8 protein-coding genes are annotated in these 15,604 nt (G+C 55.0%); 4 read left to right on the top strand and 4 right to left on the bottom strand.

What is annotated here, in order from left to right:
* Positions 1 to 79 precede the first annotated feature (79 nt).
* From pulA to ACX5K5_RS12470, 3 genes are all read right to left on the bottom strand, one after another.
* Complete coding sequence (gene pulA, locus ACX5K5_RS12460) at positions 80 to 5,854, bottom strand: pullulanase-type alpha-1,6-glucosidase (RefSeq protein WP_459174457.1); 5,775 nt, start codon at positions 5,852 to 5,854, stop codon at positions 80 to 82.
* Between the two features lie 298 nt (positions 5,855 to 6,152).
* Complete coding sequence (locus ACX5K5_RS12465) at positions 6,153 to 7,718, bottom strand: DEAD/DEAH box helicase (RefSeq protein ID WP_459174458.1); 1,566 nt, start codon at positions 7,716 to 7,718, stop codon at positions 6,153 to 6,155.
* A gap of 251 nt (positions 7,719 to 7,969) precedes the next feature.
* Positions 7,970 to 10,123 carry an MMPL family transporter gene (locus tag ACX5K5_RS12470; RefSeq protein WP_459174459.1) on the bottom strand — a complete coding sequence of 718 codons (2,154 nt, stop codon included), beginning with the start codon at positions 10,121 to 10,123 and terminating at the stop codon, positions 7,970 to 7,972.
* 115 nt (positions 10,124 to 10,238) lie between these two features.
* On the opposite strand from ACX5K5_RS12470, the gene ACX5K5_RS12475 reads away from it, so the two are divergent.
* The 4 genes from ACX5K5_RS12475 to ACX5K5_RS12490 all read left to right on the top strand — a co-directional run bounded on the left by ACX5K5_RS12475 (position 10,239) and on the right by ACX5K5_RS12490 (position 14,098).
* Entirely contained in the window at positions 10,239 to 10,739 is a 501-nt protein-coding gene (locus tag ACX5K5_RS12475) for a MarR family winged helix-turn-helix transcriptional regulator (protein ID WP_096254256.1), read from the top strand.
* A gap of 9 nt (positions 10,740 to 10,748) precedes the next feature.
* Positions 10,749 to 11,372: a LysE family transporter gene (locus ACX5K5_RS12480; protein WP_096254255.1), complete on the top strand. Its 624-nt coding sequence runs from the start codon at positions 10,749 to 10,751 to the stop codon at positions 11,370 to 11,372.
* Between the two features lie 217 nt (positions 11,373 to 11,589).
* Entirely contained in the window at positions 11,590 to 12,099 is a 510-nt protein-coding gene (locus ACX5K5_RS12485; protein WP_096254254.1) for a low molecular weight protein-tyrosine-phosphatase, read from the top strand.
* Positions 12,086 to 14,098, top strand: coding sequence for a chorismate-binding protein (locus ACX5K5_RS12490; protein WP_181148013.1), 2,013 nt, complete (start codon positions 12,086 to 12,088; stop codon positions 14,096 to 14,098). Before ACX5K5_RS12485 ends, ACX5K5_RS12490 begins: the two co-directional genes overlap by 14 nt.
* A 7-nt stretch (positions 14,099 to 14,105) precedes the next feature.
* Here the strand turns inward: ACX5K5_RS12490 and cls are convergent, their stop codons facing one another.
* A complete protein-coding gene (cls, locus tag ACX5K5_RS12495; protein ID WP_229676915.1) occupies positions 14,106 to 15,581 on the bottom strand; it encodes a cardiolipin synthase in 1,476 nt (491 codons plus the stop codon).
* Between the last annotated feature and the right edge of the window lie 23 nt (positions 15,582 to 15,604).

Raw genomic sequence — 15,604 nt, forward strand, 5'->3', positions numbered from 1 at the left:
CTGGCTAGATCAGTTCATCTACCAACAATGGTCCTGCGAATAATCCCTACAGATGGTCCAGTAGGAATGCTCCGTTCTACTACTTAGCCGAGCCCTGAGGTTCCACTAGGACTGCCGCGGTGCGCGCCGGAATAGTCAGCTCACCGGTGGCACTGTCGAACGAAGTTGACTTCACCCGGTCATCACTGCCTTTCGCAAGAGACTTGGCAAGCGAGTAGTCGTGACCTACCAGCTCCTCAAGCTTTTGCGTGCTCTCCTTCGGCGAGGCATTGAAGAGGACTAAGGCACCGTCATGCTTGCGATCGACATCCTTACCCACCGTGTCGTCAATGCGCATCACGATAATTCCCGGTTCAGCCTCAGACCCACCCAGCGGGAAGCTCACCTTTTGCCCAATGAGATCAGCTGAGCCCAATCGCAAGAGTCCAACTTCCTTGCGGGTCTGCAACAAGTCCAAGGCTGCCCCTTCAGCATCAGCCATGGCCTTGGCATCCGGCTTGAGCGCAGGGTCTTCTAATAGTGGAGCCATCAGATCCCACTTCTCCCCGTTATCTGCCTCGGGCGGAAGACCCGAGCCAAAAGTATTTTCCACTCCGGAGAAGTCGATGCGGTTGAACCAGTCCCCCGAGTTATAGGAATTTCGGTCCAAAGACTTTGAACGCAATAACTCGGTTCCGGCATGCCAGAACGGAACAGCTTGTGAATACATCACGGTTGCTTGCGAGAGAGTATTCATCCGCACCCGATCCTCCATGGAAGTATCTCGTGGCAACTTGAGCACAGTGAGGTCGTAGAGCGTTTCATTATCGTGCGCGTCAACATAGTTGATCACTTCTCCCGGCTGCGAAGCATAGCCTGCTTTCGCTCCGCGGTAATCCAATTCATCACCACGGTGCACACTGCCATCCGAAGCGAGGAATTCGAAGTCTGCGAGATTGCCAGCCAAGCCGAGCTTCACTAGGTCGGTTTCGTGGCCGAGATCTTTCAACGCTTCCTCGGTGCTCCCATTGACCTTATTACCGTTGGGATCCGTTCCCAAACCAGTACCAAAGCCCTGACGGAATGTTGAGGATGAATCAACAGGACTGCCACCATGAACGGCATCGCGCAGTCGGTCGTTAAAGGTCCCGATGCCGGTACCGTTCATTTGCCCCTGAGTCGCTTGATAGAAGCGAGCATTGTCCGCCACCTCACCAAAGTTCCATCCTTCGCCATAGAGGTAAATGGACTTGCCGTCCACTCCGTCACGTCCCGGCTTCAGTTCATCTAATGCACTGCGTACGGCTTCCATGGTTTCTCGTGAGTGGTGGCCCATGAGGTCAAAACGGAATCCATCAACCTTATAGTCCTTGGCCCACACCACCAGGGCATCAACCATCAGTTTCTGCGCCGCAGCGTGTTCCGTGGCCAGGTTCTGACAGCAGGACGAGGTTTCCACTTTCCCGGTGGCATCAAGTCGGTGGTAGTAGCCAGGCACGATCTTATCCAGCACACTGCGATCGGCTTGACCCGAGGCTGCGGTGTGGTTGAACACCTGATCAAGCACTACTTCTAGCCCCATGCTGTGCAAGGATCCAACCATCGAGCGGAATTCTTCGACACGGTTCGCTCCTTCAGGGTTCGTGGCGTACGAACCTTCCGGAGCCATGAAATGGAAGGGGTCGTACCCCCAGTTGAATCCGTCTTCATCACCGTGGGCAGTAACGCACTCTTGTTGTTTGCTGGAAGCTGCCGGCAGCGACTTCAGATCACAGTCCGTCTCAACACGTTGTGACTGTTCCTCCTCAATGGTGGCGATATCAAAACTTGGCAGCAGGTGAACGGTAGTCAGGCCAGCCTCGGAAAGCTGTTTGAGCTGTTTACTCCCGGCCCCATTTGCTCCAAACGCTCCGTAGCGGCCCCGCTGATTCTCGGGCACCGAAGCATCTGAAATCGAGAAGTCACGGATCTGCAGTTCATAGATGCTGCGGTCCACGTTCTTTTCGACGTTTTTGGCTTTGGCCTTACGCCACTGTTTTGGCTGGTGGTGAGGGTCTTCCAAGCTCACCGCGACCGAGTGGGTGGAATTAGTGGTCAACGCAACCGAATATGGATCGGTAACAATATTCGTTTCGATCTTGCCCGTTTCAGGGACAAAGACCTGAACTTCCCACCGGTACTTCGCCTCAGCCATCTGAGGTTTACCCTTTACCGTCCACACACCGCTGTCCTTCGAATAGCTAGCAGCGTATCGTGCAGTCTTCTCCTTCTTGTCAGTAATCAGCAGTGTTGTTTTTTGGGCCGTGGGTGCCCAGAGCCTAAAGGTAGGGCGTTTTCCGGTGAAGCTCACGCCGAGTTCTACATCGTCAAGCGCCTTGGCATAGAGATCATCAATGACACCAGCACTCTGAACTCCGGTGAAGGCGGTGAGTTTCTGGGTATCCCCTTCGCCATCAAATCGTGCCAATGCCAGTTGTGAACGCAATGCAGAGGCTACGTCTTCGCGATCTAGCTCAACACGCAAGGCACGGTAGTCGGCAAGGTGTGGGAACTTCTTGCGTTGTTCGGCACTCAACCCACCAATAATTTCTTTGAGCTCGATTGGCTTCGCACCGGAGATCTCTTCTCCCTCCAATTTCAAGCTGGCGTCCTTTGAAGCGTAGAGGGCATAGTTTTCACCAGTGCCTAGATCACGAGGAATCGCTAGGGTGTCAGCGGAAATCCACTGCGCTTTCATTTGACCAACGCCGGCGACTGTTTGGGTGTCAGAACCAAACTGCAACAGGTGAGTCTTCGAGTCGTAGCTGAAGCTCACTGGCTTTCCTTCGGTTACCGAAAGACTGTAGTTAGCACCTCCGGCGGCACCGTCAACGCCATAATTTTCGTCCCACCCGAAGTTGTGTGACACCTTAAATTCGTAGGTACCAGCCGGGATCTTCTCCGTAGTGAATTCGTAGGTACCGTCAGCATCAGCGTCCGCCATTAAAGTAGCGAGACAGGTTGGATCCCAGTCGGATTTACAGCCCAATTCGTCTTGAAAACTTCCCGGTAAGGTGATCATCGGACCCTGTTGATCGCTTTGTGCGATGTTGTTGCGGGGATCGAAGAAGAACTTGACGGTCCCACCTTCGTGAGAATATTTAAGGTTGTCACCACCGGCAATACCACCAGCGCCGTAGCTCAGATCCCATGATCCGTTGATGGCTACCTTGTATTCATAGTCCCCTGCTGGGACATCGAATTCACCAGAATAGACCCCGCCAGGCTGTTCAGTGAGTTTGGCTGCCTCGCAGGCCGGATCCCAGTCGGTGACACAACCCATTTCGGTGTTATGGCTTCCCGGCACGGTGACCATGGAGATATCCGATTCAGCCGGTTTTTCCTTCGCAAACCCGGAAACGTCGTTGCCCACGGAAGCATAGGTGGAAGCGGCGCTGCGTTCTCCTGCGGCATTGGTACTCACGGCACGATATTCCACCAAGGTGCCTTGTGGTAGCGATGAAACGTCGTGGAAGACTCGTGGGGTGCGGTCTTCTGCCACGCCCAGTAGGTGCCACTTCTCGGTGCCCACTTCACGCCACGACATGCTTGTTTCAGCCCACGCCTGTTCGCCTAAATCCACGGATACGGGTGTTACGCCGCTGAGCCCGGCCCCAGATTTTGGAGCGGAAATCTCAGGTGTGAAGGCAGCACTATCTACGTTCTTGTCAGCTTTATAAACCACTGCAGATAGCGCTGGCACCGTCACGTTGAGTTTCCCGTCCGCAGCACTGCTGAGTTTGTCTTCGGCGCCATAGAGCGCTGAGTAGGTTGCGTCGGAGGTCAGAGTCGACAACTCAACATCAGCGGATTCTTCCGAGTTGTTCAGGGCCACCAGGTATTCGGTTTTCTCGTCACGGTCCACACGCGAGAATGCATAGACTCCCTTGGAATCTTGGGCGTATAGCTCTACTTGTGCCCCGCCCTTCAGCGCTTTGTTTGATTCGCGAAGTTTAGAAAGGGCCGCGATGTGCTGGTACAACGGAGAATCACTGTCATAACGATCTTGGGTTCCGAGCTTTTCTCCGGTAATCAATTCTTGGTTCTGATAGTCCGAGACTTGAGAAGCGAACAGTGATTGGCGAGAATCCTTGTCTCCACCGGTGCCTGCAAATCCTTGTTCGTCACCGTAGTAAACCACCGGCTGGCCACGGGTCAGGAACATCAGTTCATGGGCCAGTTCATCACGTTTGAGTTTCTGATTGCTGTTGTTCAGGAAGTACCCAATGCGCCCCATATCGTGATTGCCAAGGAAAGTTGGTAGAGCATCAGCTGAGGTGTTTGCCGTGGTGTAGTAGTCATCCGCCGAGAACAGCGTGCTTAGCGTTTTGGCTGAATTTCCTCCCGCGAAACCGGCAGCAGCAGATTGGAACGTGAAATCAAGGACGGAATTCATTTCCGTCTTACGCACGTAGGGCGAAAGCTTCTTTGCATCGGCATCATAAACTTCGCCAAACATGAAGAAGTCGTCTTTACCCTGGGCTCGTGCATAGTCCTGAACTTGTTTGGTCCATTGTTCCCAGAATTCAAAATTCACATGTTTTGCGGTGTCGATGCGGAAGCCATCAATTCCGAAGTCCACCCAGTTCTTGTAGACCTCTGCGAAACCGTTGACTACCTTAGGATTTTCGGTCATGAGGTCATCAAGCCCCTGAAAATCGCCATAGGTGACCGACTCACCTTCCCAGGTTGAGTCCCCGCGGTTGTGATAGAGCGTTGGATCATTGAGCCAGTCGGGGACCTTCTTGACTTGGTCAGAAACAACCGGGGTATAAGGGAAGGAACTGGAAGCGTCTAGCTCTGGGAAGGTATCACTGCCTGCGTAGTCCGCCGGGTCAAAGGCTTGACCCTGAGCATCCTTATAGGGATGGGAAGACTGCTCAACGTAGGAATACTTCTTTTCCTTATTGTCGATGAGATCCGCGGTATGGTTCACGATGATGTCGAAATACACCTTGATGCCACGCTTGTGGGCGTCATCAATCAGTTCGGAGAGTTCTTCATTGGTGCCTAGATGTGGGTCGATCTGAGTGAAATCGGTGACCCAATAGCCGTGATATCCGGCGCTGGCATCATCACCACTACCCTGAACCGGCATGTTCTTAAAACTGGGCGTGAGCCAGATGGCGCTGGTGCCAAGGCCCTGAATGTAGTCGAGCTTGGAGTGTAAGCCTGCGATATCACCGCCTTCATAGAATCCTTTGTCCGTCGGATCAAACCCGGTGGTTAGTCGATCACCTTCCAAACCGCCGGTGTCGTTAGCCGTTGAGCCATTGGCAAAGCGGTCTGTCAAGACGAAATAGAATTGCTCACCAGAACCGGCTTGCCTGACCGGCGCAGCGACCAATTCGGCATCAGTATCTGAATATTTTCCGCGAAGGTCCAGTGGCACAACTTGTGTCAGCCCAGTGGCCGTATCAAAGGTGAAGCGCAATCGGCTATCCGCACTCAGGGCTAGGGGAATGTTCTCTTCTCCCCCATCCAGTCCATAAGACGTGTCAAAGCTTTTGTTCAACGCTACTTTGTATTCATAGTTCCCCGCCGGAACTTCCACTTCCAGGCTGTATTGCCCTTCCTGGTCCGTGGATTGCAGGCTGGTAGCTTCACAGTCAGCCATCCAGTCAGCGGAACATCCCAACAACGACTGAAAAGAACCGGCCAGAGTCACAGAAGTTTCATCTGCCACGGCGGGAATACCAGCCAGGGGTGCCATGGGTGCGAGCGCCAGCATCGGGGTTGCGGCCAAGGCGGTGACCCAACGACGCCAACTACGTTTATGAAGGTATGGTGGCAGTGGCTGACTGCGCACGGAGGAAGCAGCGCTTTTGCTGTTCACGAAATGCTCCATTGAATTCGAAGGTACGAGCGGCAAGCCATAAGAGCTGACTCGCCAGTGATTCAGCCCACACTACTGAGCGAATTCCATCAAGCGCAAGCGTTTCCAACATTTACACTCGGATGCAGGGAAAACATCAAACTTTTCAGTATTTTTCCAACTTTTTACATAGGAAACGTTTGCACAATGCGGCACAAAAGTCTCCAATTCCCATTGTCCGGTCAGGTCGGCAACCCCACTACAAAAAGAACCTCCAGACAGCTTTTGGCTGTCTGGAGGTTCTTTTTCGTACTAGTTCTTACCGTCCGCCGGTAGCAGGGCTTGATGCACGACGTGGTCCACGTGAACGACCGCCGCCAGCTGGTGCGCCAGCTGAGTCGCCGCGTCCACCCTGACGTGGAGCACGGTTGCCACCACTTGGACGTTCCGCGTTAGCGTTGTGCCCGCCGCGCGATGGGCGCTCGGCGTTAGCCGAATGTCCGCCACGTGCTGGACGTTCCGCGTTGGCCGAGCCGCCGCGAGCTGGACGACGGTTCGAGCTCTGCTGGCCTTCGTCTTCGGAACGAGCGCCGCGACCTGGACGGCCACCGCGAGCACCATTACCGCCGTTGCCACCACGCGAAGAACCGTTACCGGCGCCAGCGCTGGTGCGCTTGCGTGGCGATGCCTTTGGCTGTGCCGGAGCAACATAAGCAACCGGTGCGGCCACTTCGCCGACAACATCTGCCACGACTGCGGAGTTCAGGTTGACCTTCTCAAAAGGAACCTTCAAACCAGCCTGGCGAAGCAAGGTGGATACGTCGCCCTGCTGATCAGGGGTGCAAATGGTGACTACGGTGCCACTGGAGCCTGCACGGGCGGTACGGCCCGAGCGGTGAGTGTATGCCTTGTGTTCTGCCGGTGGATCAACGTGTACAACAAGTTCCACGCCGTCAACGTGAACGCCGCGAGCAGCAACGTCGGTGGCAACAAGAACCTTAGCCTCACCCGAGGAGAAGGCAGCTAGGTTTCGGTCACGAGCGTTCTGCGACAGGTTGCCGTGTAGGTCTACCGATGGGACGCCTGCCTTAGACAGGGCGATTGCCATCTTCTTGGCGTGGTGCTTGGTGCGCATGAACATGATGCGACGACCGGTGCCCTGAGCCAAAATGCGGATCAGTTCCTTCTTGTCATCGGCTGGAATCACGAAGACGTGGTGTTCCATGGTGTTCACTGCGGCTTCCGGAGCATCAACCGAGTGAATGGTTGGGTTGCTCAGGTAACGCTTAACAACCTTGTCCACACCGTTGTCCAAGGTGGCCGAGAAGAGCATGTGCTGGATGCCGGTTGGCATGCGGTCCATGATGCGGCGAACTACAGGCAAGAAGCCCATATCTGCCATGTGGTCGGCCTCGTCCAGAATCGAGATTTCAAGCTGGGACAGGTCAACGACCTTCTGCTTGATCAAGTCATCGAGACGACCCGGGCAAGCGATGACAATGTCAACGCCTTCGTTCACGGCCTTTTCCTGGCGGCTCTGGGCGACGCCACCGTAGATTACGGTGGTGCGCAAACCCGAGGCTGCGGCTAGCGGATCCACGGCCTTGGCGATCTGAGTCGCCAATTCGCGGGTCGGAGCCATGATCAGTGCGCGAGGGAAACGTGCCTTGCGACGCTGTGGACGCTGAGCCAGTCGGGCCACCATTGGAATGGAGAAGGCAAGGGTTTTACCCGAGCCGGTCTGTCCACGGCCCAAGACGTCGCCGCCGGCAAGAGTGGAGGGAAGGGTGGCTTCCTGAATTGGGAAAGCCGATTCAATGCCAAGGTCAGCTAGGACGTTGACAATGTTTTCGGGCACGCCGAGGGCGCTAAAAGTTGCAGTCATGCTCAAACTTTCTCTCTGATTCGCACGCCGGTTTTGGCGTTTGGTTTCGCCGAGCCAGGAGGAAGTCCGCAACTATGCAAAGAAAAGACACCAGCTGGTGAAGATCTTCGGAAGGGGGAAATCTAAACTGTCGACGAATGCGCACCGAGTTTTTCGGGAGAATCACCGAATCACTAAGAAGTGCGCACAGTTTTATTCTACAGGCCAATGACGGACTCCGGCAGTACCGGAGTCCGTCAGATCGACTAAAATCAGGAGATCTCAGACACTAAATCAGATTCTTTAGTCTCTTCGGGCTCTTTGGCCAGCTTCGAAGGCCACCAGACCTTCGGTCCAATTTCCTCCACCAGAGCAGGGACCAAAAGGCTTCTGACGATGAATGTATCGAGCAGCACGCCAAAGGCAACGATGAACCCAAGCTGCGCCAAGAACATGATTGGAACAACGCCTAAAGCTGCAAAGGTTGCTGCCAGCACCACACCTGCCGAGGTAATGACTCCGCCGGTAACCTTCAAGCCACGACGCATACCCTCACGCGTTCCATGCTTCAACGATTCTTCGCGCACCCTGGTCATCAAGAAGATGTTGTAGTCCACCCCCAGTGCTACCAAGAAGACAAAACCAAACAACGGTACGGCCGGATCAGCCCCCGAGAACTTGAATACGTTGTTGAATACCAGTGCGCTGACGCCCATGGCCGTCCCATAGGAAAGCACGGTGCTCAGGATCAGCAGCACCGGAGCCAGCACCGAACGCAGTAACAGCATCAGAATGATCAGAATGGCGCCCAGCGTCAACGGGATGATCTTGGCCAAGTCGGCAAGTGCCGTATCGGCGGTATCCAGTTGCGTCGCCGTAGTGCCACCGATTAGTGCTTCCGCGTCGGTCGCGTGGACCGCATCGCGAAGTGCAACGATCGTGTCCTTGGCAGCGTCCGAGTCGGCAGCGTCACTCAAGGTGATGGAGATCAGGCTACGACCTTCGACCACCTGCGGCGCTGCGCCGCGTTGTGCCATTGCCGGTCCACCATCTTCGGCTTGCAGATAAGCAGAATCCACCCCGGTGACATCTAGGACGTCTTCCAGCACGGTGGCCGCGTCAGCCTCGTTGACTACCGCGACTGCTGGCGAGCCAGATCCTCCAGGAAAGTGCTCACCTAAGGCAATTTGTCCGTCACGGGATTCAGAACCACCGATAACTAGTTCACTTTGCGGCACTCCATGGGCTTTGAGCCCAGTCACTCCCAAGGCGCCTACCGCCAGCAGGATGATCGTGAAGATCCAGATGGGACGAGGATGCGCCGCGACGAAGTTCGCGATACGCCCCCAGAGACCTTCCTTGACTGCCGCATGCCCACCTTGGTCTGCGACCTTCGGCGGAAATGGCCAGTAGGCGGCACGTCCGAGTAAACCCAGCGCCGCAGGAAGGAATGTTAGGGCGGCAATAATGGAGAAAATAATGCCACTGGCACCAATCGGGCCCAATGCTTTATTGGAGTTCAGATCCGAGAAGAGCAGACACAGCAGGCCAACGGTCACGGTGCCACCCGAGGCGACGATCGGTTCAAAGGACCTGCGCCAAGCCTTGGACACTGCCTGGAACTTGTCCAGTCCTTCGGACAAGGCTTCCTTATGGCGTGCAACGAACAGCAAGGAATAATCCGTGGCGGCGCCGATGACCAGGATAGACAAAATGCCCTGAGATTGCCCATCCAACCGGATCCAACCAGCATCAGCCATATAGTAGACGGTCACGATGGCCGCACACAGGGCAACCACTGAGGTGAGTAATACCGTGAACGGCAGTAGCAGCGAACGATAAACCAACAGCAAAATGACCAGTACCGCAACGAGTGCCACACCGAGTAGCACCCCGTCGATACCGCCAAAAGCCTCGGTCAGGTCGGCGGCAAAACCCGCCGGCCCGGTGACATAGGCGGTAGCGCCCTCGGGGGTCAGCTGTGCGGTCAGGTTACGTAATTCTTCGACGCCCACATTTGCTTTGACTTCACCACTGACGGGAACCAGAAGTTCCAGTGCCCGCTTGTCTTCGGAAATGAATGGTCCGGTGACCTCCCCATCGAGGTATTCATAATCGGCAAACCCCTTGGCTAACTGTTCCCCCGCAGCAGCGTCAAGCTGATTCTCGCTGGTAAACAGCACCACTGCAGGGACTGCGTCAGAGCTACGGAATTTGCTCTGCCATTCCAGCGCTTTGGTCGCTTCTGCGGTCGCGGGAAGAAAAGCTGCCTGGTCATTGGTCTGCACTTCGGAAAGTTTGCCGAAGGTGGGACCGCCTACACCAGCAATCGCTATCCAGATCAACACCAACAGCGAGTACACGATTACTCGAATACCCGCACCCTTAAACTTCGAGGGCCGGTGCGGCTTTGTCACGTGAGACACGGGTCAATCCTTTTTCTCGGTGAGATAGTGGGGAGTCGAAAGCTAACGACGCATTTAGCTTATCAGTAAAGTATCTCTATTATCGAATGACTCTATTACATATACAATAACTTTTATGAGCAATAACCCCTCCCATCAGCTCGTGGCACTTCTGCGCGAATTTGCGCACGCAAGCGACAGATACGTTGAGTCCACCGGGGCCCTGCACGGAACTCACCGCACCGACATGAATGCACTGTCAATCATCATGAAATACCAGCAACAAGGCACCCCACCCTCACCTCGGGATCTGAGCCACGAGCTGCATTTGAGTTCGCCTGCGACCACCGCCATGCTTGACCGCTTAGAAAAGATCGGGTTCATTGAGCGCCAACGTACCGATAAGGATCGCCGTGTGGTGCGAATTGCGCTAACCGACAAGGCACGAACCGGCGGACGAGAAATGTTCATGCCCTTGGGCAAAAACATGCTTGATGCCATAGCTCATTACGACGCTGAACAGATTGCCCTGATTACGGATTTTATGGGCCGGATTATCGAAGGTGTCGACAGTGCGATAGTCGACGCCGCGTCACAGCACGATACTAAGTCTCAAAGTAGTACACCGAACGCCTAAGCTAATCTGGTGACACTTGCACTTTGGATCTCCCTGCTCGGCGCCTCCATCATCATCAGCTTCACCCCCGGCGCTGGGGCAATCAACACCATGACCAACGCCATGCGACTTGGCTTCCGCGGAGCTATCTGGGGAATTATCGGCCAACAGATCGCATTGCTCATTCACGTGATCATCGTTGCCGCCGGAGTGGGAATATTGGTCGCCAGTTCGCCGGCAATCTTTGCAGCCGTGCGCTACGCAGGCGCAGCCTATCTGGTGTATTTGGGCGTTCGGATGATTCTTTCCAAACCCGATGTCAGTTCAGAGTCAACGACCCAAACCCGCGTCTCGGGCCGCTGGGCAATGGTGCGCAGGGGAATTCTGGTGAACCTGCTGAACCCCAAGGCCATCGTGTTTTTCCTGGCCTTCACCCCACAGTTTATCCAACCGGGCCAACCACTGGCCCCGCAGTATGCCATCTATATCGGTACGATCATTGTGGTCGATATTCTCGTCATGTGGTTTTTCTTTGCCGCCACCGCACGCAGCTTCCAGCGTTTCACCACCACGGTGCGTGGCGCTAAGATCTTGAATTTAGTCTTCGGCACACTCTTTATTTTTGTCGCCGCACTTTTGCTCCTCATGCACTAAATCATCCATTGCGCTTGGTGCTTTCAAAGTTGCGCGCCGAGCATCTTCTAGACGAATACCGCACTTGTCGCAGGGCAGATTGAACAGCGCATAAACCAGATGACAAACCGATTTCTGCACTCGTTCACAGACCTAAACTAAATCGTGGCCTTTTTGTAGTCTTAAATCGGGCGCGTAGCTCTCGAAAGTTGGCCCGACTTGTGTCTAGACTGAGGACATGTTCCGGATAATGATCGTGTGCACAGGGAATATCTGCCGCTCGCCGATGGCCGAGTACATGCTCAAAGGCGCCCTCGCTGATGCAGGAATCTTAGAGGTTGAGCTCTTCTCCAGGGCAACCACCGACGGTGAGGTCGGCAACGGGATCGATCCACGTGCCGCGAACACGTTGCGTGCTCACGGAATTGACGCTTCGGAACACGTTGCCACGCAAATTGCCCAAAATGAGCTTGGTCAAGTTGATCTAGTGCTAGCCATGGATACCGACCACTTCGAATTTCTCGTTCCGCACTTAGCAGAGATAGATCAGAACGAACGTCCACAACTGCGCATGTTCCGGTCCTTTGACCCGGCCGTGGCTAACGAACCTCATGAAACCCAAGGAGTCTATGACCCTTGGTATGGAGATGCCGGAGATTTTAGAGAAACCTGGAAGATGGTTTCTGCCAGCCTGCCAGCCCTCGTTGATTATGTGCGGAGTAACATCGCCTCTCGTGGAAACCGATAGACCATATATTATTGCCCTCGACGGCCGTTCCGGCGCGGGCAAAACACGATTTGCTGCGGCTTTGGCGACCCTGCTGGGTGCCGAGGAAACCGTTAGTGTGCTGCACCTAGAAGATCTTTATCCCGGATGGGATGGATTGGGACAGGCCCGAGACCTCTACTCCAAGCTATTGCCAGATTTGGCAGCGGGCCACGAAGTTTCCTGGCACAGCTGGGACTGGGAGACTAACCAATTCGGCGCCCTCACCTCCTTTACCCCTGGTCGAGTGGTCATTGTTGAGGGAGTCGGCGCCGCCGGCGCCGCCGCACGTGAACACCTCGACGTGAGTATCTGGCTTGAGGCCCCTGCCGTGTTGCGCCGCGAACGCGCGCTGGCCCGTGACGGCGAAACATATCGCCCTTACTGGGCACGATGGGCTGACCAAGAGGCTGCATATCTGCAGGCAGAAGCCCCGCAGACCTACGCCACCATCATCTTGGACGGTGCCGCCGAACAAACTCCGGCCCATCAACTGCGCACAGTGCACCACTTCCTTCCCGAAAAATTACAACAATTGCTGCCGCGTGAAGAAGCGGTACAGGCACCTGAGCTACAACAAACTTTTAAGGCTCCGCAGGATGTGGCTGCTTTATTCGAATCGCTAGCCCAAGGACTGCCAAAAGCCGCGTTGTTGGAGTCAACGAGCCATAAACTCACTGATCCTTTAGATCGTAATAGATACTCTGTGCTCGCCCTGGCACTGGATCCGGCAGCGGCCACACTCACCAATGATGCCTCCGGAACCACCGTGTCCGTTGGCGGCAGCACCGTGCGTCTTAATGAGCAGTTCTTTACTGCCCTGCATCACCTCTGGCCCCAGCACGCAGATGTCGGCGGTGATTATCCGATGCCTCAATGGGTGGGCTATCTAGGCTATGAACTCAACCGCGAAGTGGGAGCGAAAGATCGCAGCGTCCAGCTTAGTGACGCCACCATTCGCCCCGATGCTCAGTTCTTTTGCCCGGACACCGTCCTAGTGGTGGACCACCGCTTGAATCGCTTAATGCTGCATTGCCCAACCCTTCGAGTACCAGAGCTCCGAGAGCTGATCAATGCCCTGGACACCGCTGGCTCCCGGCACTGTGTACCCTTACCTCCGTTGAGCTTCGAATGCGCCGATTCGGCCAGCGGATACCAGCAAAAAGTCCGGGCGGTGCAACAACAAATTTTTGAGGGCAACACCTACGAAGCCTGCCTCACTACGGTTTTGACGGCACAGACGCCAGAATTTTCACCCTTTGAGGCGTACTGTGCAATGCGCGAGTCCAGCCCGGCGCCCTTCGCCCACTACCTGCGCATGGACACACTGGAAGTTGCAAGTATCTCTCCGGAAAGATTCTTAAGTTTAGATTCCTCCGGCCACCTTCGCGCCGAGCCAATCAAGGGGACCCGTCCACGTGGCCGGGACGAAGACGAAGATTTTGCTTTGGCTCATGACCTTGCCACACATCCCAAAGACCGTGCCGAAAACATTATGATCGTTGACCTATTGCGCAACGACCTTTCGCATTATGCGATTCCCGGTTCGGTAGAGGTCAAACGGCTATGCGCGGTGGAAACGTATTCGACGGTACATCAAATGGTGTCCACCATTGATGCCACGCTTCGAGACCGGCGTGATGCAGCCTTGGCTTTACGCGAAGCATTTCCCCCGGGCTCAATGACCGGCGCACCCAAGCTTTCGAGCATGGAAATCTTAGACAACCTTGAAGGCCAACGCCCGCGGGGCCTCTACTCCGGCTCCGTGGGATACCTCGGTTACAACGGCTCAGCAGATTTTTCGGTGGTGATCCGCACCTTGGTCTGTGACCGGATTGCAGGCGGCGGTTGGGATTTGAGCCTTGGCTTAGGCGGTGCAATTACCGCGGATTCACAACCTCACGAGGAATGGGAGGAAGTGATCACCAAGTCTGTGGGCGTGCTGCGCGCATTAGGCGCACACTTCCCGTTGCGTCCTTAAGCGTTCGCTATTGCAAGGTTGCACTCAACCGGCAGACGTTATCGATCCAGCGCTGTAAGCGCGGACGGCGACGCCACTCGCTTAAGGTCAGCTCCGAAGAGATCTCACGGTATTGATCTTGAACTTCATTGACCGCGTTCACCATTTCCGGGCCAAGCATCATCACTGAGATTTCCATGTTCAAACTAAATGAACGCATATCCATATTTGATGAACCAACCACCGCAACATCGTCATCAGCGGTGAAGCACTTGGTGTGCAGCACCATCGGCGCCGGGTAACGGTAGATCCGGACCCCGGCCTGCAATAGTTGCTGGTAGTAAGACTGTTGCGCGTGGTGGACTAGGAACTGGTCTCCCTTTTCGCAGACATACAAGTTCACTTCCAACCCACGTTGCGCGGCGGTGGTGATGGCATAAAGCAGCGAATCATCAGGCACAAAGTATGGGCTAGTGATGTTCAACCGTTCGGTAGCCGAGTACATCAACGTGTTGAACAGTCGTAGGTTGTTTTCAGATTCATAACCTGGACCGCTGGGCAAAACTTGCGCCAGCGTAGTTCCGGGCTGATCTGCCAAGGACAGCGGGTGTGAAGCTTCGGTCAGATCCGACAGGACGTCGGTGGTGTCATCTTCCTGCCACCAGTCAGTGGCAAAGGTGACATCCAAACTACGTACCAGCGGACCTTCAACCCGGATCATCATCTCGACCCATTCCCGGCCAAGGTTGTGTGAGGACTCGCGCTTGTAACCCGGTTCAATGAGGTTCTGACTGCCGGTGAAGGCCATGACACCATCTACCACCAAGATCTTGCGGTGGTTGCGCAAGTCCGGACGCCTCCAGCGTCTGCCAATAGGATCAATGGGGAGCATGGCCCGCCATTCGATATCTGAGGCGCGCAACCGTTTTTTCAGGTCACGGTAGCCGGAGACACGTAAGGTGCCCAGGTGGTCAAAAAGCAGTCTGACGTTGACACCGCGCCGAGCTGCAGCTTCCAAGGCGTCAAGCACCGGACCAACATATTCTTCATCATCACCCATGATGTAGAACTGGATATGGACGTAACGCTGGGCTTTTTCAATGGCCTCTCGCATTGCTTCCAAAGATGCTTTGTAATTGGAAAGCACCTCAATTTTGTTTCCACCATCAAGTGGGAATGCACCGAGTTTGCGGTTGAGCACCACGACCGATTCCACCCATTCCTCCGAGGAGTGAAACTCCTCAGGAAGTTTCATATGGGAAGTGGCGTTGGTAATGCTTTCGTTTGCGCGAGCTTGTTTTTCTAAACGCCGCCGGGATAAACGTGGGTTAGCGAATAACAGGTACGCAACCAGTCCTGCCACAGGGATGAAATAAATTGCCAACAGCCATGCCATGGCGGTGGTAGGTCGGCGGTTTCCCGGGACGATGCCAATCATCACGAAGCGCAAAATAATGTCGATAGTGACGGCAACTGGCCAGAGCACTGCCCCCAGATGAAGCATAAATTCGCCACTAGGCAACATTC

Source organism: Glutamicibacter bergerei, from assembly GCF_054495185.1.

Coding starts and splice junctions, on each gene's coding strand:
- cls (WP_229676915.1), bottom strand. CDS start 15,581: ATGCTTCATCTGGGGGCAGTGCTCTGGCCAGTTGCCGTCACTATCGAC.
- ACX5K5_RS12465 (WP_459174458.1), bottom strand. CDS start 7,718: ATGACTGCAACTTTTAGCGCCCTCGGCGTGCCCGAAAACATTGTCAAC.
- ACX5K5_RS12475 (WP_096254256.1), top strand. CDS start 10,239: ATGAGCAATAACCCCTCCCATCAGCTCGTGGCACTTCTGCGCGAATTT.
- ACX5K5_RS12485 (WP_096254254.1), top strand. CDS start 11,590: ATGTTCCGGATAATGATCGTGTGCACAGGGAATATCTGCCGCTCGCCG.